Below are 18,159 nucleotides of genomic sequence, written 5' to 3'. Positions count from 1 at the left end.
AACCTGTTCTGTAACCAGAAACACCATTCGGGCGCCTGAGGCGCCCGAATGGTTTGGAGAAATTGAATGTCGTTGAATCCTGATATCGCCGCATTTCTGCAACTGGTCGGCAACGGCCGGGCCAGCGGTAAACGCGTGGGCATGCATGAGCTGAGCCCGGAACAGGCGCGGGAGCAGTTCGATCAGTCGTCGCTGCTGATGGACGCCGGTGGTGAAGAGCTGGAGGTGGTCGAAGAGTTGCAACTGCCGGTGCGCGACGGCTCGTTGCTCAACGCGCGGATTTATAGCAATCACGCTTTGCAGGCCGGCGCCGGGCGTCCGGCGTTGGTGTATTTCCATGGCGGCGGCTACGTGGTCGGCAGCCTCGATTCCCACGACTCGTTATGTCGTGCCCTGGCCTCGATGGCCGACTGCGTGGTGCTGTCGGTGGCGTATCGCCTGGCGCCGGAGTTCCGTTTCCCGACGGCGGCGGACGACGCACAGGACGCCTGGGACTGGCTGGTCGCCAGCGCGGCGGATCTGGGTATCGACGCCGCACGCCTGGCGATTGCCGGTGACAGCGTCGGCGGCAGCCTGGCAACGGTGCTGGCCGCGCAACTGGTGAATGCGCCAGTGCGGCCGCGCTTGCAGGTGCTGATTTATCCGGTCACCGATGCCAGCCGCAGCACGCCGTCGATCGAGCGTTTTGCCGAGGGGTATCTGCTGGAGAAAGAATCGCTGAACTGGTTCTACAACCACTACCAGCGCGAGGCGGGCGATCGTCTCGATCCGCGCTTCTCGCCGTTGCTGGCCGAGGTTTCGGCCGATGTGGCGCCGGTGCTGCTGGTGCTGGCCGAGTGCGACCCGCTGCACGACGAGGGCGTGGCGTATGCCCGGCATTTGCAGGCAGCGGGGGTGGCGGTGGAGCTGAACGTCTATGAAGGCATGACTCACGACTTCATGCGCATGGGCGCGATCGTCGATGAAGCCGAAGAAGCGCAGCAGCACATTGCCGAGCGATTGGTGGAGGTGTTTGCGGCGGGGTGACGGGGTTGTCGAGGGAACGGGAGAGGCCGCTGATCGCGGCCTTTTTTATTGGGCGCGGGTGTTGAGTGCCGTGGTGTCGGATCAGGCACCACCCGCCATCGCGGAAAAAGCAAAACGCCGGCAGAAGCCGGCGTTTTGTCTGACGCTGAGCGTGTTACCAGTTGTAGGTCACGTCGGCGGTCATGGTCCGGCCTTCGCCGTAGTAGCAGTCCAGGGTGCTGTTGCAGCTGGCGACGTATTTCTCGTCGGTGAGGTTTTCCAGGTTCATCTTCACTTTCACGCCTTTGACGTGCAGCGGCGATTTCTCCAGGTCGTAGGAGACCATGGCGTCATACACGGTGTAGGACGGGATCTGGAACGAATCTTCCTCGTAGTCCGAGCCGTAGCTGCTGCGCACGTAGCGTGCGCCCAGGCCCATGCCCAGACCGGCCAGCGAGGTGGAGATGTCGAAGTCGTAGTTGATCCACGCCGAAGCGGTCAGCGGCGGGCTCATGGCCAGGGTGCGACCCTCGCGACCGTCGTTGACGCTGCGCCATTTGATCTGGTTACGCGACACCGCCGCCAGCACACGCAGGTTCTGGGTGACGTTGACCTTGCCTTCCAGCTCCACGCCGCGCGAACGCACCGAACCGCTCTGGTTGCTGAAACCCGGGTTGGTAAGGTCGTTGGTGAGCATGTTGCTCTGGTCGATCTGATACGCCGACAGCTGGATGAAGCCGTCGATGGATTTCGGCTCGTACTTGATACCGACTTCGTACTGCTTGCCCTCGGTCGGCTCGAACGGACGGCCGTTGGTGTCGGCGCCGGTCTGCGGCAGGAACGATTCGGCGTAGCTCACGTACGGCGTCATGCCGTTTTCGAACTCGTAGCCGAAGCCCGCGCGGCCGGTGAACTTCTCGTCCTTGATGCTCGAGTGGTTGCCGCCCAGAGGTTCCTTGTTGATGGTCTCGGCGAAGTCATAACGACCGCCCAGGGTCAGGAACCACTGGTCCCAGCGCATCTGGTCCTGGGTGTACAGGCCGGTCTGCTTGACCGTGTTATCCCACTTGTAAGGCTGGCGGAAGTTGAATTCGCTGCCATACACCGGGTTGTACAGGTCGATGGCCGGACCGGTGCGGTCATAGCGGCCGAGGAACTTGGAGTTGAAGTGGTAGTAGTCCACGCCCAGCAGCAGGGTGTGGTCCAGCTCGCCGGTCTTGAACTTGGCCTGGGCAATGTTATCGATGCCGTAGACCGAGTTGTGCTGCGCCCAGTCCACACCGAAGCGGGTCTGGTAGCTGCCGTCGTCGATGCCGGTGTTCGGGTTCGGCTCGAACGAGTAGCCGTGCAGCGGCGCGACGTAACGGTCGTTGACGTCGGCGTAGCGCGCGTTCTGCTTGAGGGTCCAGACGTCGTTGAGTTCGTGGGCGATCTCGTAGCCGACCACGAACTGTTCGCGGTCGTACTTGTTCACGCCCGGCTCGCCTATGAACAGGCTGCGGCTGATGCGGCCGGAAGCGCTGCGGTGAACCGTGCCGTCAGCCGGCAGACCCTGGGCTTCCGGGGTGTCGCGGTCTTTCTGGTACTGGCCGTAGACGGTGATGCTGGTGCGGTCGTTCGGCAGCCAGGTCAGGCTGGGTGCGAGCATCATGCGGTTCTGGTCGGCGTAGTCGATCTGCGAGTTGCTGTCGCTGACCACACCGGTCAGGCGATAGAGAAACTCGCCTTGGTCGTCGAGCGGGCCGCCGAGGTCGAAGGCGCCGTATTTGCGGTCATAGCTGCCGCCGCCGATGATGACTTCGTGCAGTGGCGTGGCGGTCGGACGCTTGCCGACCATGTTGACGATACCGCCAGGCTGGTTCTGGCCGTACAGCACCGACGCCGGGCCTTTGAGCACTTCGATGCGCTCCAGGCTGTACGGGTCGATCTGCAGCGAACCGCCGGTGCTGCCGCCGCCGTAAGGCAGGTGCAGGCCGTCGAGGTACAGCGGGGTCGGCGAGAAGCCGCGCGAGGTGGGTTCGTCGAAGATCTTCACCCGGTCGGAGAAGCCGCCGCCGGTCATGCCGGCGGTGTAGCGCAGGGCTTCGGTGACCGATTGCGAACCGCGCATCTTGATTTCGTCTTGAGTGACGACGTTGATGGTCTGCGGGATTTCCTTCAGCGCGGTGTCGGTTTTCGAACCGGTGGCACTGCGCTTGGCGACGATCCCGTCAACCGGACCCCATGCCGATTCCTGGGTCGCCGAAATATTGGTCGGCGCCAGGTCGAGCGCGGCGCCGCTGGCGGAGCGCGAACGCAGGGTGACGTTGTTGCCCTGGACGCTGTAGGCGATGTCGGTGCCTTGCAGCAACTGCGCGATGGCGGCAGTCGGTTCCAGGTTGCCACTGACGGCGCTGCTGCGCAGACCGCTGACGTCATCGGTGCTGTACAGCACTTGCAGGTTGGTCTGGCGGCCGAATTCCTGCAAGGCGCTCCCCAGCGACTGGGCAGGAATATTGATCGCCACGGCCGCCGCCTGCGCCTGACCGATCATCGGCAGGGTGAGGGCCATGGCGCAAAGAGCGGGAAGGGTGGTGCGAAGGGAACGGCGGATCAGCAGAGCCTTGGCGAGCGGGTGGAGTCCGTGCGGTGCGGGCATTGTTCTTCTACTCTTCAAAGTGTTGACTGAGAACTATTTCTATTAACTGTAAGTAAGACGTTGAGCCTTCCGAAAACCGGAAAGACTCAACGCACTTTTTTACGAATTTTTCACAATCAGGCGGGTTGCAGCTCGGTGACCACTTTGCCGGCGTTCATGCGCACCAGTTGGTCGGCAACATCGAAGTAACGATCGTCGTGGGAAATGACGATGATGGTTTTGCCCAGACGCTTCAGGTCCGGCAGCAGCTCGGTGTAGAAGATCCGCCGGAACGTCGGGTCCTGGTCCGCTGCCCATTCGTCGAACACCAGCACCGGACGCTCTTCCAGCCATGCATTGATCAACGCCAGACGCTTGCGCTGGCCGGTGGACAGATCGGTGGTGGTGAACGTGCCGTCGCGCACGCTGACCTTGTGCGCGATTTCCAGTCGCTCCAGGTATTTGTTGGCATCATCGGGGATGTGCGTGTCGCCCTGTACCACGTCGTCGAACAGGTAATAGTCGGCGAAGATCGTGGTGAACAACTGGCGATAGTCATCGCGGTTGGCGGCGTCGACCAGTTGCTCGTTGAGGCGGATTTCACCCTGTTGCGGCGCGTACAGGCCCAGCAGCAGTTTGATCAGGGTGGTCTTGCCGCAGCCGTTTTCGCCGACGATGAAGATGATGTCGCCCTGTTCGATCTTCAGGTTCACCGGCCCCAGGCGAAACGGCACGGCGCCTTCGACGGTCGGGAAGCTGTAGGAAACGTTGGACAGTTCCAGGCTCTGTACCGGGGTTTTCCGGTTGCCTTGATCGTTGAGCAGCAGGTGCGGCTCGGGCGAGGAAAATTGCTCGGAAAGGTCGGCGATGCGGCGGAAGGCGATTTGCGCGCGGCTGACGATTGGCAGCGTACCGATGATGTGTTCCAGCGGGCCCTTCATGTACAGCAGCACCAGCACGAAACCGCTCATCACGGTTTTGTCGGCGCTCGGCCATAACGATTGCAAGCCCAGGGCCAGGCCGATCACCACGAAAAACAGCATCGAGCCAAGGGTTTTGGCGACGACGAAGATGTTCACCGAGCGCACCTGAGTCTCACAGATTCTGTCGGCGGTGCCTTCGATGCCAGACGCAAACATCCGATGCCGGCGCGGGCGGTGGATGCGCAGTTCCTTGGCGCCTTCGGCAACGGCGTTGTAGTGCTTTTGCAGTTCATCCTCGTAGTCACGCGCTTTGAGAAAACCCTGCATGCCGCGCCCTCGGGCGATGTACTGAATGACCGTGCCGATCAGAATCGCCACCGCCATCATCAGGAACATCGGCCACGACAGCACCGCCAGATAGCCCATGCAGCCAAGGGTCACTGTCATGGAGATGGCCAGTGGCGCAAAGGCGAAAGCAAAGTCACTGATGGTGTCGACGTCATGGGTCAGCACCGGGATCAGCCGATGACTGCGATAGCGTTCGATCTGTTCGATGGGCGCCGACAGGACTTTCTCGCCCAGCTCTTTGCGCAGCTTGGCGATGATGTGCTGGCCGACGTAGTTGGTGCCGATGTCGGAGAAGATCGAACTGGCGAGGGCCAGCAGGCACAGGCCGGCGAACGCGGCGACCACGGTGCTGGTCAGGTCGCCTTCGGCGTGCAGCGCGTTGTTGATCGTCGCCAGCAACGCCGTGACGCTCAGACCGCCGACCATGCCGAGCAGGATCGAACCGGAGACGATCAGCCGAAAAGGTTTGAGCAGGGCGAACAATTCATTGATCACCCCGCGTGTTGGTTTGCTCATGGAGGTTCCCTGCTTGAAAGAGCGGTGAAGCCCGGCATCGGTCGCGGGCTTCGCCTGGGTGACGTAGAGGGCGGTGGCGCGTCGCAACGGATCGCGCCCTCTGTAAAACGACTGGCGGGGTGGTTAATTTAACCGCGCGCGGGGCTTACAGATCGCGGGCAACCCGGAAGCCGATCCAGTCACCGCGATCGCCGGGCACCAGCGCATTGCGGTTGCCGGAGCGCGAGAACACCGGCGCTTCCCCCCAGTCGTTGCCGCGAATGCGCTTGAATTCGCACTTGCCGGTCAGCCACGCACTGCCGTCGCTGGGGGCGCCTTCGTAGTTTTCGTTGTAGCAGTCGGCCGTCCATTCATAGATGTTGCCGTGCATGTCGTACACACCAAAGGCGTTGGGCGGGAAGCTGCCCGCCGGTGCGGTGAAGTTGTAGCCGTCGGCGGCGCCGTAAGTGTTGGCGTGCTTGGCGATGCTGTATTCCTTGCCCTCGTCGAACGGGAAAGGGAACGGTCCGGTGGTGCCGCCACGGGCTGCGTACTCGCGCAGGGATTCACTCACCAGGCGATATGGCTTGCCGGTTTTTTTCGACAGCCACGCCACGTAGGCGTTGGCTTCGGCGAAGTCCATGCACACCGCCGGATGCCGGTCGGTGTACTGCTTGCGCGGGTCGCTGCCGGCGTAGTCCGGAATTCCGGCCTTGCATGCGCGGCCCGGACGGTCATCGCCGTCGGGCATCTGGTAGCCGGTGTCCTTGAGGTAGGCGAACCACTCACCCTTGAGCACCTGGAAGCGGCTGATCGCCAGCGGTTTGGCGAAGGTCACCGGATGCATCGGGCCTTCGTCCGGCTCGCGGCCGACTTCGTCTTCCGGAGTACCCATGGTGAAGGTGCCGGTGGGCAGCACGACCATTTCCGGGCAGTCCTTGCAGTCCTTGAACACCTTGCCCGGTGCTGGCGGGGTGGCCGCTTGTGCGGCGCTCGGCAGCAGGCTGGCGGCGAGGGCGGCGAGCATCAGTGCCGGTAGGGTTTTCAAGGCAAAACGAGGCAATTCACTGTTCATTTCGAGTCTCGTTAAAAGGAAAAAGGCAATCGCCGGGGCTCACAGCGCCTGATCGAGCACCGCCAGCAAGCGGTCGATCTGCGCTTCATCGTTGAGCAGTCCCGGCGCGGTGCGGATTACGGGGCCGACGTCGCGGTGTACCGCATCGGCCACCACCTTGTTGGCCATCAGGTGCGCGGCAACTTTGTCGCTGTCCTTGCCCTTGACCCGGAAGAAGGTGAAACCGGCGGAAAACTCCGGGCTCAGTGGCGTGACCATTTCGATCTGTGGACGTTGTTGCAGGTGTTTTTTCAGGTAGCTGTTGAGCTCGTGAATCCGCGCCTGTACGTCGGCCTTGCCCAGTTGCAGGTGCAACTTGAAGGCTTCGGTCAGCGCCCAGCGGTGCTCGAAGGCGTGATAACCGCCGGGGGTCATGGTGGTCGAGAAATGCTCGGCCTCGGAGAAGGTCGGGATGATCGGCGTGACGTATTTCAGCTCGGGTGTGCGGCTGACCACGATCCCGGTGCCGCGCGGGCCGAACAGCCATTTGTGGGTGCCGGCGATGAAGAAGTCGCAGTTCATCGCCGGAAAGCTCACGTCCTCGACGCCGAAACCGTGTACACCGTCCACCACATAAATGATCCGGTCAGCCTCGCTGCGGCCACGGTTGTGCTTGTCGACGATGGCGCCGATGTCGGCCAGAGGCAGCTTCACGCCGCTGCCCGAATGCACCCAGCACATGCCCAGCACCCGGGTTTGCGGGCGAATGCTGCGGTCGATGTTGGCCAGCAGTTCATCCTTGCTGATTTTTTGCGGGTCGTTGAACAGACGGATCTTGCGCACCTGGGTGCCATCGCGCTGGGTGCGCAGTTCGAGGATGGTGTGGGTCGCGTAATGCTCGTGTTCGGTGGTGAGGATTTCCTGATCGGCGCGCACCTGGACGCCGCCGTAGATCATCGCCAGACCTTCGGTGGTGCTGCCGGTCAGGGCGATCTGCCGGGCGTCGGCCTGCACGTATTTGCCGGCCCAGACGCGCACCTCTTCTTCGCGTTTTTCAGTGACGCCCAGGTCCCAATCCATCGCCAGCCCGGGGTTCTTGTCGAGGGCCGCGCGGTGCATCGCAATCGCCTCGCGCACCGGTTTGGGGTGGGTGGTGACCAGGAAGTTGGAGAAATGCAGGTAGGCCGGATCCTGATCGAACAGCTGCTGCAATTGCGCCCACTTGTTACGCGGCAACGGCGCGGCGGATGCAGCGCTGGCGACGTTCGGCAGGCTGGCGCCCAGCGGCAATGCAGCGGCGAGGATCCCCGCCTGTTTCAGAAAGTCGCGACGGTTGCTCATGGCTTGGCGGTATCCCGGTTAGAGGCCAGCGCCGGTTTCGCGGATTTTTCCACCTGATCCCAGACCCGCAGGAAGTTGCCGCCCCAGAGCTTGGCGATGTCTGCTTCGGAGTAGCCGCGCGACAGCAGTTCGGCGGTGACGTTACGGATCTCGCCGACGTTCTCCCAGCCTTTGACGCCGCCGCCCTCGTTGAAGTCCGAGCTGATGCCGACATGGTCGATACCGATCTTGCGCACCGTGTAATCGATGGCGTCGCCCAGGTCCTTGAGGCTGGCCTTCGGTTCCTCTTCGAGGATCGCGTAGAGCTGGCCGGCGTATTCGCCGAACTTCTGCTCCGACCAGGCGGAGATGATCGGGTCGCCCGGCATCAACGCCACGGCGAGGTTCGGCAGTGGCGGCAGGTCGTAGCGTTTGCGCAGTTCGTTGAGCTTGTCCTGGGTGCCTTGGGTCAGCGGCCGCAGGTATTGCGAGAAGCCGACGATCTGCACCACGCCGCCGCTGTTCTTGATCAGCTGCATTTCCTTGTCGGAAAGGTTGCGCGGGATATCGACCATGGCCCGTGGCGCCGAGTGCGAGGCCACCAGCGGCGTGCGGCTCAGTTGCGCGACCTGCTCGAGGGCCTTGGTCGACATCTGCGACACATCGATGATTACGCCCAGATCGTTCAGGCGCTTGACCGCTTGCTTGCCGATGTCCGAGAGGCCGTCGAGGGCGTCCGGCGAATCATTGAAGAACGGCAGCGGACGTGACGAGTCGGCCCAGTCGTTGTTGCCGATGTAGCTGAAGCCGAACATGCGCATGCCGCGAGCGGTCCACAGGTCCAGTTGGTTCAGGTCATGACCCAGCGGGTAGGCGTTGAGCATGCTGATGAAAATCGCGAACTTGCCTTCACCGTGCAGGCGGCGGAAATCGTTGGCGGTGTAGGCGATGCCGACCTGATTGGGGAAGTCGCGAACCATGCCGGAGATGATCTTGTAGCGGACTTCCTGCTGGTTGCGTGCCTCGTCGACGAAACCGGCGGTGGGCTTGTGCGGGGCGTTGGCGCCGTTCCAGATTTCCGGCCAGCCGAAGATCGTCAGCGCCGCGCCCGACAGCCGTCCGCGATTGGCCTTGACCAGGTCGAACTGGTCGCTGCCGTCCTTGTCGATCTCGTTGCCGGTGGTGCCGAAGTTCTGGGTGATGGTGATGTGGCTGTCGAACGACAGCATGTGTTCGTGCAGCTCTTCGGCCTGTTGCATGACTTTGAGCGGGTAGCCGGGATTGTCCTTGAACCAGATATCCCAGACTGCGAAACCGACACCGGCGCTGATCGCCAGGGCCAGTGGCAGGCCGATGAAAAGAGCCTTTTTCGAACGTGGTTTTGTCATTGCCATCTCAGTCAGGTTCGCCGTCGAGGTGCAGGCGCAGAGGCCTTTGCTATCTGGGAAGAACGAGTGATTGGCGAGGAAATTTAGGCCGCGCCCGATTGCCACGGAAAATCGCTAAATTTGCCCCGGCAACAAACGTTCTAGCTTGGATAAAGCCTGCTCCAGGGCTGACACAGGTAGGGCAATGAGGATTTCTCGACGATGGTTCATGGCAGGCCTGGCGCTGACCGGCGCTGCCGTACCTGCAGCGTATTTCGGGCATCGCGAATGGACGAAGCCCGACCCGACGATCACCCCCGGTGAGGCGTCGTTCGACGTCGCCGACGTGGCCGGGCAGCACCTGGCGAACGCGTTGCGTGGCGTCTGGAAGATTCGCTTCGTGGGCCGCGACGCCGGCCTCGACGGGCTGCCGGCCCAGGGGCTGGAAGTGTTCATCGACATCGGCCAGAAAGGCCGGGGCGTGTGCGGCTTTCTCGACACGCCGGAGCGTTTGCGCTCTGACGAAACACCTCGTTACCGAATTCTCGGCGATCTGGCCGGGGCCGAGGCTTCGAAGCTCAGTTGGCGGCTGCTCGGTGCCGGCGGCAGCGTCGACTATGAACTGAACATGATCCTCGATGAGGTCTGGGCCGATTTCGGCAACGCCGGCAGCGGTACGCTCAGCGGCACCGTGCAGCGTCTGGATCGCTCGCTGGCGTTGCCGGCGCAGGATCACCGTTTCATCGCGGTCAAATGCCTGTTCCCGGAAGCGCGCCAGCGTACCCCGCTGAACTCGATGTTGCTGGCGTGGCTGGTTTCGCCTGAGCATCGCCTGTTTCACCAGGTCTGGCATGCGACCCGGGACAAATGGCACACCTTGTCCGAAGACAAGCGCAACGCCTTGCGCGGCCTCGGCTGGCAGCCCGGCCCGCGCGATCAGGAACGTGACGCCCGGGGTGCGCGCAAGGATCGCAACGGTTCGGGCATCGACTTCTTTTTCATGCACCGGCACATGCTCGGCACGGCGCGCTCGATGCAGGATCTGCCGTCCTGGGAATTCTTCCCGTTGCCGCAACCGGAACTGGTGCGCGACCGCGCGGGGTTCGCCCGTTACTTCGACAACCACGACGGTACGTCGCTGCCGCCGACCTGGCTGGCCGAGGGCGATGACGAATACACCCAGTGGGTCAGCGACATCAAGACCGCCGAAACCTATCAGAGCAACTTCGAAGTCTGGGAATCGCAGTATCGCGATCCGCAGTATCTGTCGAAGCTGACCCTGGGCCAGTTCGGCTCGGAAGTGGAGCTGGGTCTGCACGACTGGCTGCACATGCGCTGGGCCTCAGTGCCGCGCGATCCGTCCAACGGCCAACCGGTGCCGCTGGCCCGTGACCTGGACGACTTCGCCGCGCGCTGGTTCGCACCGGAAAACGACTTCCTCGGCGACCCATTCTCTTCTCATGTGAACCCGGTGTTCTGGCATTTCCACGGCTGGATCGACGATCGCGTGGAAGACTGGTTCCGCGCCCACGAGCGTTTCCATCCGGGCCAGGTCACGCGCCTTGAGGTCAACGGCGTAAAGTGGTTTGCGCCGGGGCGTTGGGTCGAGGTGGCGGATCCGTGGCTGGGGCCGACCACTCATGGCTGCAGCACCACGCCGGGATTGCAGATCGGCAAGTCAGTGGAGATGGACCCGGAAACCATGAAACTGGCGCTGCGCATCACCTTCGGCGAGGACGAGAAAAAGCTCGCAGCGCTGTTCCGCCGGGTGCCACAGCGGCCCTGGTATGCGCGCAATCTGAAGGCCAAACAGAGCCCGGCCTGATACCGGGTTATCGTTGATTCGCGAGCAAGCCCGCTCCCACAAAAGATTGCATTCCACATGGAGGGACGCGGTCTATTGTGGGAGCGGGCTTGCTCGCGAATGCGGACAGCGGGTCGCGGCGATTACAGCGCCTGCCACCCACCGCCAAGCGCCTTGTACAGGGCCACGCTCGCCTGCAACCGCGACAAGCGCAATTGCACGTTGAGATCCTGCGCTGAGTACAGCGTGCGCTGGGTTTCCAGCACCGTCAGCAAGTCCGCCGCGCCGGCCTGATAACGGCTTTGGGCGATGTCGAAAGCGGTCTGCGCCTGACGCAATTCTTCGCTCTGCCACTGCCGTTGCGCGTCGAGTCCGCGAATGCCATTGAGGGCTTTTTCGACGTCGGCGAAACCGTTGATGATCGCGCCGCGATAGGTTTCCAGCAGTTCTTCCTGACGGGCCGTGGCCTTGTCGCGCTCGGCACCCAGGCGCCCGTTGTTGAAGATCGGCGCGACCAGCCCGGCGGTGAGGTTGTAGAACGGGCTGCGCAGCATGTCGTCGAACTGATTGGCGCCAGAGCCGAGCTGAGCGGTCAGGGTCACGCTGGGCAGCATCGCGGCGCGGGCGACTTTGACGTCAGCCTCGGCCGCCGCCAGTTGGGCTTCGGCGCGGGCGATGTCCGGGCGGTGGTTGAGCAGGTCGCTGGGGACGCCGGCGGCGATGGTCGGCCACTGCAGGCGATCGAACGGTTCGGCGCTGGCCGCCAGTTCCTGCACCGGGCGGCCGAGCAGGGCGGCGAGGCTGATCAAGGCGTCCTGCGCCTGTTGTTGCACCAGCGGCAACTGCCGTTGCTGCGCGGCCACCAGGCTTTTTTGCTGGGCCAGTTCCAGCGCGGTGGCCGAGCCTGAGTCGAAACGGGTCTGCACCAATGTCAGCACGTTTTGCGCGTTGGCCAGGTTCAGTTCGGCGATGCGGCTCTGCTCGCGCAGCGACAGGGCTTGCGCATAGGTATTGGCGACGCTGCTGAGCAGGGTCAGCTCCACGGTCGCGCGGTCGAATTCGCTGGCTTGCAGGGCGAACTGAGCGCTGTCGCGGGAAGCGCGTTTGCCGCCCCAGAAATCGATTTCGTAGCTGGCGCTCAGGTTGGCGTCGAAATAATCCACAGCCTTGTTGCTGCTGTCGGCGTCGAGTTGGCTATAGCCGTTGCCGCGCAACAGTTTCTGCCGATTGGCATTGGCCCCGCCCTTGACCTCCGGCAGTTGCGAACCGCCGGCAATCACCGTGCCGGCCTGGGCCTGACGCACTCGGGCCATGGCCGCGGCGAGGTCGAAACTGCCGACCCTGGCCTGTTCGATCAGGCGATCAAGCTCAGGGCTGCCGAACTGTTTCCACCATTGCGGGTCGATGCGGGCCACGCTGGCGCCGTGGGGCGATTGCCAGGTGGCGGGCGGTTGCAGGCCGCTGTCGGGACGCTGAACGGGACTGCCGCAGGCGCTGAGCAACAGGCACACGGTCAACAAACTGAGGCGCGGTTTCATAGATCGATCATTCACTGGTAAGGGCCGTGACCGGGTCGAGCCGGGCAGCTTTGCGGGCCGGCATGAAGCCGAAGACAACACCGGTGACGAGGGCGCAGCCAAAGGCTCCGAGCACCGCCATCAAGGAAAACGCAACGGCTACTTCGCTGAGAATCAGCACGCCGCCGACGATCAGCGCCAGGGCGATCCCGGCGATCCCGCCGACCACCGAGAGCATCACCGCTTCGGTGAGGAACTGACGCAGGATGTCGCGTTGACGGGCACCGGTGGCCATGCGGATACCGATCTCGCGGGTGCGCTCGCGCACGGTCATGAGCATGATGTTCATCACGCCGATGCCGCCCACCAGCAGCGAAATCGCCGCAATCGAACCGAGCATCAGCGACAGGGTGTTTTGCGTGCGTGCCTCGGCCTGGATCATCGCCGCGTTGTTGGTCAGCTCGAAATCCTTCTTGCCGTTGTGCAGGCGCAGCATCAGTTGCTCGATGGCGTGCTCGGCTTCCTTGACCTTGCGCGCGTCGGCGGCGGCGATGGCTACGTATTCCGGATTGCGCGTGCCGAACAGACGCACGCTGGCGGCGGAGTAGGGCACGGCGATGCGGTTGTCGCTGTCGGAGTCGCCGGAGCTGGCGCCTTTTTCCGCAAGCACTCCGACCACCTGGAACGGTACGTTTTCGATCAGCACGTATTGGCCGATAGGGTTGGGCACGTCCTTGAGCAGTTTGGTGCGCACCTTGTGGCCGATCACCGCGACGGCGGCGGCGTTCTGTTCGTCGGCCTCGGTGAAGTAACTGCCTTGCACCACGGGCCAGTTGAAAATGCTCGGGAAATTGGTGTCGTTGCCGCCGACGTAGCTCAGGTGATCGAGGTTGCCGAAACGCACGCCGGCCTCGGCGCCGTTGACCGGCATGATGCGTTTGACCTGCGGCAGGCTGGCGAGCGCCGCCACGTCATCGAGGGTGACGATGCCCGGCGGCGTGCGCGGGTTGGGGGCCGAGCCACTGAGGTAAATGATGTTCGAGCCGAAGGCGCCCATCTGCGCCATGACCTGACGCTTGCTGCCTTCGCCGACGGCGAGCATGACCACCACCGAGGCCACGCCGATGATGATGCCGAGCAGGGTCAGGGCGGTGCGGAAGCGGTTGATCCACATCACTCGCCACGCCGCGTGCAGGGCGTCCACCAGCTCGCCTTTCCAGGCGCCGGTGGCTTGCGCGCCGTCGGTCAGGCGCTTGCGCAGATCCACCGCTTGCAGGGCGCCGGGGTTGGCGCTGGTCTGGGCCTCGGGATTGTCCCGGGCGCTGTCGCTGATGATCAGGCCGTCGCGGATCTCGATGATGCGTTTGGCCCGCGCCGCCACTTCGCGGTCGTGGGTGATCAGGATCACCACATGCCCCTGGCTCGCCAGTTCGTCGAGCAGCGCCATGACTTCCTTGCCGCTGTGGCTGTCGAGGGCGCCGGTGGGTTCGTCGGCGAGGATGATGTGGCCGCCGTTCATCAGCGCCCGGGCAATCGATACCCGTTGCTGCTGACCGCCGGACAGTTGATGCGGGCGGTTGCCGGTACGTGAGGCCAGGCCGAGGCGCTCGAGCAGGGCGGCGGCGCGGGCGTGGCGTTCGGCGGCGGGCGTGCCGGCGTAGATGGCCGGCATTTCGACGTTTTCCTGGGCCGAGCCGGACGGGATCAGGTGATAGCCCTGGAACACGAACCCGAACGCTTCGCGGCGCAGCCAGGCCAGTTCGTCACTGTCGAGGCCGGCGACGTTTTCGCCGGCAAAGCGGTATTCGCCGGACGTTGGCCGGTCGAGGCAGCCGAGAATGTTCATCAGCGTCGATTTGCCGGAGCCGGACGCGCCGACAATCGCCACGAACTCCCCGGCGTGAATCGACAGGTCGATGCCGCGCAGCACATGCACTTGCGGCGCATCGCCACCGCCGTAGGATTTGCGGATGTCGTGCAGGTCGATCAGGGGCGTTTGCATTTAGCCTCCGCTGCCGTCGGCCGGGCCGATCAACAGGTGATCGCCTTCGCTCAGGCCCTCGACAATCTGCACCTTCAGGCGGTCGCTGATGCCGGTCTGCACTTCGCGTGACTGGATGTCGCCATTGGCGGCGATCACCTGCGCGGTCTGGCGATCCGCCACGGCGGTGCCTTGCAGGGCGGCGACCGGAGCGGTGAGCACGTTTTTCGCCTGGTTGGCGACGAAGAACACCTGGGTGGTCATCTCGGCCATCAGTGCGTTGTCGGCGTTGTCGACATCCAGCAGCACGGTGTACAGCACCACGCGGGCGCTGCCGCTTTTGCTCGAACTGGCGGGGCTGCCGCCGCCCTGGCTGGTCTGATCCAGCGGCTTGGGCGGCACTGGCAGGATCTGCCGCACGGTGCTGCTCCAGCGCCGGTTGCCGCCGCTGAGGGTGGTGAAGTAAGCGGTCATGCCCGGTTTGACGTGGCCGATGTCGGCTTCGGAAACCTCGGCCCACACGGTCATCGGCGACAGTTTGGCGATACGCAGGATCAGCGGGGTTTGCTGCTGGGCGTTGAGGGTCTGGCCTTCGCGGGCATCGAGAGCGACCACGGTGCCGGCCATCGGTGCATAAATGCGGGTGTAGCCGAGTTCCGCCTGATCGCTGCGCAGGCTGGCTTCGGCCTGGCGGATCTGTGCGCGGAACATGTCGATGCGCGCTTGCGTCGCCTTGAGTTCGGCGCGGGCGGTCTGCACGTCTTCTTCGCGGGTAGCGCCACCGGCGGCCAGGTTTTGCTGGCGCTGATACTTCTGTTTCGCGAGCTCGTGCTGGGCCTGCTGTTCCTGCAATTGCGCCTTGAGATTCTCGATGGAAAACTGCCCGGCATCGAGTTTGGCCTTCTGCGTGGACGGGTCTATTTCCACCAGCAACTGGCCTTCCTTGACCACGTCGCCGACCTCGACATGGATCTTGCGAATCTGCCCGGAGGCCTGGGCGCCGACGTCCACGTAGCGTCGTGGTTGCAGGGTGCCCAGGGCAGTGACGCTGCTTTCGATGTCGCCGCGACTCACCTGCACGGTGGCGAACTTGTCCCGGCCGGGGGGCATGACTTGCCAGGCGGCAACAGCAATGACAGGGATCACGCAAAGGGAGGCGAGCAGGGCGCGTCGGGCGGGGCGGGGACGTTTCATGCAGGGTTCCGGCCAGTGGAAATCGGCCCGTCATTCAGCGGTGCGTGCAGGGATCGGGCAGCGTTGAACGCTGTCGCGGGGGGCGACAGACACGGGGAGCTGTCCTGTAAACGATGAACATAGAAGGGAATTTAAGCCGGGACACACGATGTTACAGGTATAGAGCAGCACTATTTGTCGGGCAACGACAAACACCACTTTAAATCTATATGAGAATTACTATAAATTACGCACCTCAAGTTGCCACTATCTTGCTACTGCCCAACAGGCGGCCGGATATCAGGCTCAAGGACAGAAACCGCACCCATGCGGCCGGGAGTCATGTTGGAAAACTACTATCGCGAGCTGGTGTGCTTCCTGAACGCCAAGCTCGGCAACCGTCAGGTTGCCGAAGATGTGGTGCATGACGCTTATCTGCGTGTGCTGGAGCGCTCCAGCGAAACGCCGATCGAGCAACCCCGCGCGTTTCTGTATCGCACCGCCTTGAACCTGGTGATCGACGACCATCGGCGCAACGCCCTGCGTCAGTCCGAATCCCTGGAAGTGCTCGACAATGAAGAGCGCTATTTCACCCCGTCACCCCACAGCACCCTCGATCACGGTCAGCGCCTGGACATGCTCCAGCGTGCCCTGGCCGAACTGTCGCCGCTGTGCCGCGACAGTTTTCTGCTGCGCAAGATCGAAGGCCTGTCACACCCGGAGATCGCCGCGCAACTGGGGATTTCCAAGGCGCTGGTGGAAAAGCACATCGTCAATGCGATGAAGCATTGCCGTGTGCGTATCAAACAATGGGATGCCCATTGAGCCGTCATCGTTAAATTTTATTTCACTGTCCTCGTTCCTACTCAACAGACGACCTGCTGTCCTGCTTCAGGGCCGGCCGGTCACCCAAGCTCTTCCTCCGCGCTGCTCGGGGGTTCATCCAGAGGACACTGGAAATGACACAGGCAATTGCATCGCCCATCGTTCACGACCTGATCGGCGTCGGTTTCGGCCCTTCGAACCTGGCCCTGGCCATCGCGCTGCAAGAGCGCGGCCCGAGCCAGGGCGAACTGGATGTGCTGTTCCTCGACAAGCAGGCCAACTACAGCTGGCACGGCAACACCCTGTCGACCCAGAGCGAGCTGCAGATTTCCTTCCTCAAGGATCTGGTGACCCTGCGTAACCCGACCAGCCCGTACTCGTTCGTCAACTACCTCAAGCAACACGGTCGTCTGGTGGACTTCATCAACCTCGGCACCTTCTACCCGTGCCGCATGGAGTACAACGACTACCTGCGCTGGGTCGCCGGGCAGTTCACCGAGCAGAGCCGTTACGGCGAAGAAGTGCTGACCATCGAGCCGGTGCTGCACAACCATCAGGTTGAAGCGCTGCGGGTGATTTCCCGTGGCAGCGATGGCCAGCAATTCGTCCGTACTGCCCGTTCGGTGGTGGTCAGCGCCGGCGGCACGCCGCGTATTCCAGAAGCGTTCAAGGCGCTCAAGGACGATGGCCGGGTGTTCCACCACTCGCAGTACCTGGCCGAGATGGCCAAGCAGCCTTGCGTCAACAACCAGCCCATGAGCATCGCGATCATCGGTGGCGGCCAGAGCGCGGCGGAAGCGTTCATCGACCTGAACGATTCGTTCCCGTCGGTGCAGGTCGACATGATCCTGCGCGGTTCGGCGCTGAAACCGGCGGACGACAGCCCGTTCGTCAACGAAGTGTTCTCGCCGGAATTCACCGACCTGATCTTCCAGCAGAACAGCAGCGAGCGTGAGCGTCTGGTCAACGAGTACCACAACACCAACTACTCGGTGGTGGACATCGATCTGATCGAGCGCATCTACGGCATTTTCTATCGCCAGAAGGTTTCCGGCGTGGCCCGTCATGCGTTCCGCACCCTGACCACCGTCGAGAAAGCCACGGCCACCGAACGCGGCATCGAGCTGGCGATCCGCAACACCGCCACCGGCGAAGTCAGCGTGCGTTACTACGACGCCGTGGTGCTGGCCACCGGTTACGAGCGTCAGACTCACCGCAAACTGCTGGCGCCGCTGGAAGAGTACCTGGGCGACTTCGAAGTCGACCGCAACTACAAACTGATCACCGACGAGCGCTGCAAGGCCGGTCTGTACATGCAGGGCTTCTGCCAGGCCAGCCACGGTCTGAGCGATACGCTGCTGTCGATCCTGCCGATCCGCGCCGATGAAATCGCCGGTTCGCTGTACGAGCATGTCAAACCGCGCGGGCACAGCCGTTCGGTGGCGGACCTGCTGCTGGCGACGGCCAGCTAAACATTCGTCGCCTGATACATCGCTTTCGCAAGCAAGCTCGCTCCCACAGGGACTCTGGTGAACACGAAATTTATGTTCAGCAGAGCCCCATTGCGGGAGCGAGCCTGCTTGCGAAGGAGCCATTAAACGCCGCGAAAAATCCCGAACCTGAACCCTTCCTGAAGAACCCCGACATTCCCCGTCACACTTCCTTTTGCGGGTTTACTCTCCTGATACCGGGGCGTAAGCTTCGCGCGTTTTCATCAATAGCGGAGACCC

At 63.0% G+C, this 18,159-nt stretch carries 12 protein-coding genes; 4 read left to right on the top strand and 8 right to left on the bottom strand.

All coding sequences use genetic code 11. The features are described from left to right. Window positions 1–66: 66 nt before the first annotated feature. Entirely contained in the window at window positions 67–1,026 is a 960-nt protein-coding gene (locus KVQ74_RS08385; RefSeq protein WP_217830611.1) for an alpha/beta hydrolase, read from the top strand. A 154-nt stretch (window positions 1,027–1,180) separates the two neighbouring features. Here the strand turns inward: KVQ74_RS08385 and KVQ74_RS08380 are convergent, their stop codons facing one another. From KVQ74_RS08380 to pvdM, 5 genes are all read right to left on the bottom strand, one after another. Next, entirely contained in the window at window positions 1,181–3,643 is a 2,463-nt protein-coding gene (locus KVQ74_RS08380) for a TonB-dependent siderophore receptor (protein WP_217830610.1), read from the bottom strand. 116 nt (window positions 3,644–3,759) lie between these two features. Next, a complete protein-coding gene (locus tag KVQ74_RS08375; protein WP_217830609.1) occupies window positions 3,760–5,409 on the bottom strand; it encodes a cyclic peptide export ABC transporter in 1,650 nt (549 codons plus the stop codon). A 145-nt stretch (window positions 5,410–5,554) separates the two neighbouring features. After that, window positions 5,555–6,463, bottom strand: a complete 909-nt coding sequence (gene pvdO / locus KVQ74_RS08370; protein ID WP_217830608.1) for a dihydropyoverdine dehydrogenase — start codon at window positions 6,461–6,463, stop codon at window positions 5,555–5,557. Between the two features lie 39 nt (window positions 6,464–6,502). After that, complete coding sequence (pvdN, locus tag KVQ74_RS08365) at window positions 6,503–7,783, bottom strand: pyoverdine-tailoring periplasmic protein PvdN (protein WP_217830607.1); 1,281 nt, start codon at window positions 7,781–7,783, stop codon at window positions 6,503–6,505. Continuing rightward, window positions 7,780–9,150 (bottom strand): pyoverdine-tailoring dipeptidase-like protein PvdM, encoded by a 1,371-nt coding sequence (gene pvdM, locus KVQ74_RS08360; RefSeq protein WP_217830606.1) that lies wholly within the window; start codon window positions 9,148–9,150, stop codon window positions 7,780–7,782. Before pvdM ends, pvdN begins: the two co-directional genes overlap by 4 nt. A 184-nt stretch (window positions 9,151–9,334) precedes the next feature. Here pvdM and pvdP point away from each other — a divergent pair, with 184 nt between their 5' ends. Continuing rightward, entirely contained in the window at window positions 9,335–10,954 is a 1,620-nt protein-coding gene (pvdP, locus tag KVQ74_RS08355) for a pyoverdine maturation tyrosinase PvdP (RefSeq protein WP_217830605.1), read from the top strand. 122 nt (window positions 10,955–11,076) lie between these two features. On the opposite strand, the gene KVQ74_RS08350 is transcribed toward pvdP, so the two are convergent. From KVQ74_RS08350 to KVQ74_RS08340, 3 genes are read right to left on the bottom strand one after another with little or no spacing between them, the layout of a single operon-like run. After that, window positions 11,077–12,471, bottom strand: coding sequence for an efflux transporter outer membrane subunit (locus KVQ74_RS08350; RefSeq protein WP_217830604.1), 1,395 nt, complete (start codon window positions 12,469–12,471; stop codon window positions 11,077–11,079). Window positions 12,472–12,478: 7 nt separating this feature from the next. Beyond that, the gene (locus tag KVQ74_RS08345; protein WP_217830603.1) at window positions 12,479–14,452 is read right to left on the bottom strand and encodes a MacB family efflux pump subunit; all 1,974 of its coding nucleotides are present in this window, start codon (window positions 14,450–14,452) and stop codon (window positions 12,479–12,481) included. Beyond that, window positions 14,453–15,625 (bottom strand): efflux RND transporter periplasmic adaptor subunit, encoded by a 1,173-nt coding sequence (locus KVQ74_RS08340; protein WP_217830602.1) that lies wholly within the window; start codon window positions 15,623–15,625, stop codon window positions 14,453–14,455. It lies immediately after the preceding gene. 321 nt (window positions 15,626–15,946) lie between these two features. Here KVQ74_RS08340 and KVQ74_RS08335 point away from each other — a divergent pair, with 321 nt between their 5' ends. Next, a complete protein-coding gene (locus KVQ74_RS08335) occupies window positions 15,947–16,429 on the top strand; it encodes a sigma-70 family RNA polymerase sigma factor (RefSeq protein ID WP_279309419.1) in 483 nt (160 codons plus the stop codon). 134 nt (window positions 16,430–16,563) lie between these two features. Next, entirely contained in the window at window positions 16,564–17,901 is a 1,338-nt protein-coding gene (locus KVQ74_RS08330) for a lysine N(6)-hydroxylase/L-ornithine N(5)-oxygenase family protein (protein ID WP_217830601.1), read from the top strand. Window positions 17,902–18,159: the final 258 nt, after the last annotated feature.

Origin of the sequence: Pseudomonas botevensis (assembly GCF_019145475.1) — a bacterium.
Classification (GTDB): Bacteria; Pseudomonadota; Gammaproteobacteria; order Pseudomonadales; family Pseudomonadaceae; genus Aquipseudomonas; species Aquipseudomonas botevensis.
Note: the sequence above shows the minus strand (reverse complement) of the source record. Positions and strands in the feature narration are given on the sequence as shown.

Excerpts from the sequence above, each read along its gene's own strand:
- KVQ74_RS08340 (WP_217830602.1), bottom strand. The coding sequence starts at position 15,625 with ATGAAACGTCCCCGCCCCGCCCGACGCGCCCTGCTCGCCTCCCTTTGC.
- KVQ74_RS08345 (WP_217830603.1), bottom strand. The coding sequence starts at position 14,452 with ATGCAAACGCCCCTGATCGACCTGCACGACATCCGCAAATCCTACGGC.
- pvdM (WP_217830606.1), bottom strand. The coding sequence starts at position 9,150 with ATGACAAAACCACGTTCGAAAAAGGCTCTTTTCATCGGCCTGCCACTG.
- pvdO (WP_217830608.1), bottom strand. The coding sequence starts at position 6,463 with ATGAACAGTGAATTGCCTCGTTTTGCCTTGAAAACCCTACCGGCACTG.
- KVQ74_RS08380 (WP_217830610.1), bottom strand. The coding sequence starts at position 3,643 with ATGCCCGCACCGCACGGACTCCACCCGCTCGCCAAGGCTCTGCTGATC.
- pvdN (WP_217830607.1), bottom strand. The coding sequence starts at position 7,783 with ATGAGCAACCGTCGCGACTTTCTGAAACAGGCGGGGATCCTCGCCGCT.
- KVQ74_RS08330 (WP_217830601.1), top strand. The coding sequence starts at position 16,564 with ATGACACAGGCAATTGCATCGCCCATCGTTCACGACCTGATCGGCGTC.
- KVQ74_RS08335 (WP_279309419.1), top strand. The coding sequence starts at position 15,947 with ATGTTGGAAAACTACTATCGCGAGCTGGTGTGCTTCCTGAACGCCAAG.
- pvdP (WP_217830605.1), top strand. The coding sequence starts at position 9,335 with ATGAGGATTTCTCGACGATGGTTCATGGCAGGCCTGGCGCTGACCGGC.
- KVQ74_RS08375 (WP_217830609.1), bottom strand. The coding sequence starts at position 5,409 with ATGAGCAAACCAACACGCGGGGTGATCAATGAATTGTTCGCCCTGCTC.
- KVQ74_RS08385 (WP_217830611.1), top strand. The coding sequence starts at position 67 with ATGTCGTTGAATCCTGATATCGCCGCATTTCTGCAACTGGTCGGCAAC.
- KVQ74_RS08350 (WP_217830604.1), bottom strand. The coding sequence starts at position 12,471 with ATGAAACCGCGCCTCAGTTTGTTGACCGTGTGCCTGTTGCTCAGCGCC.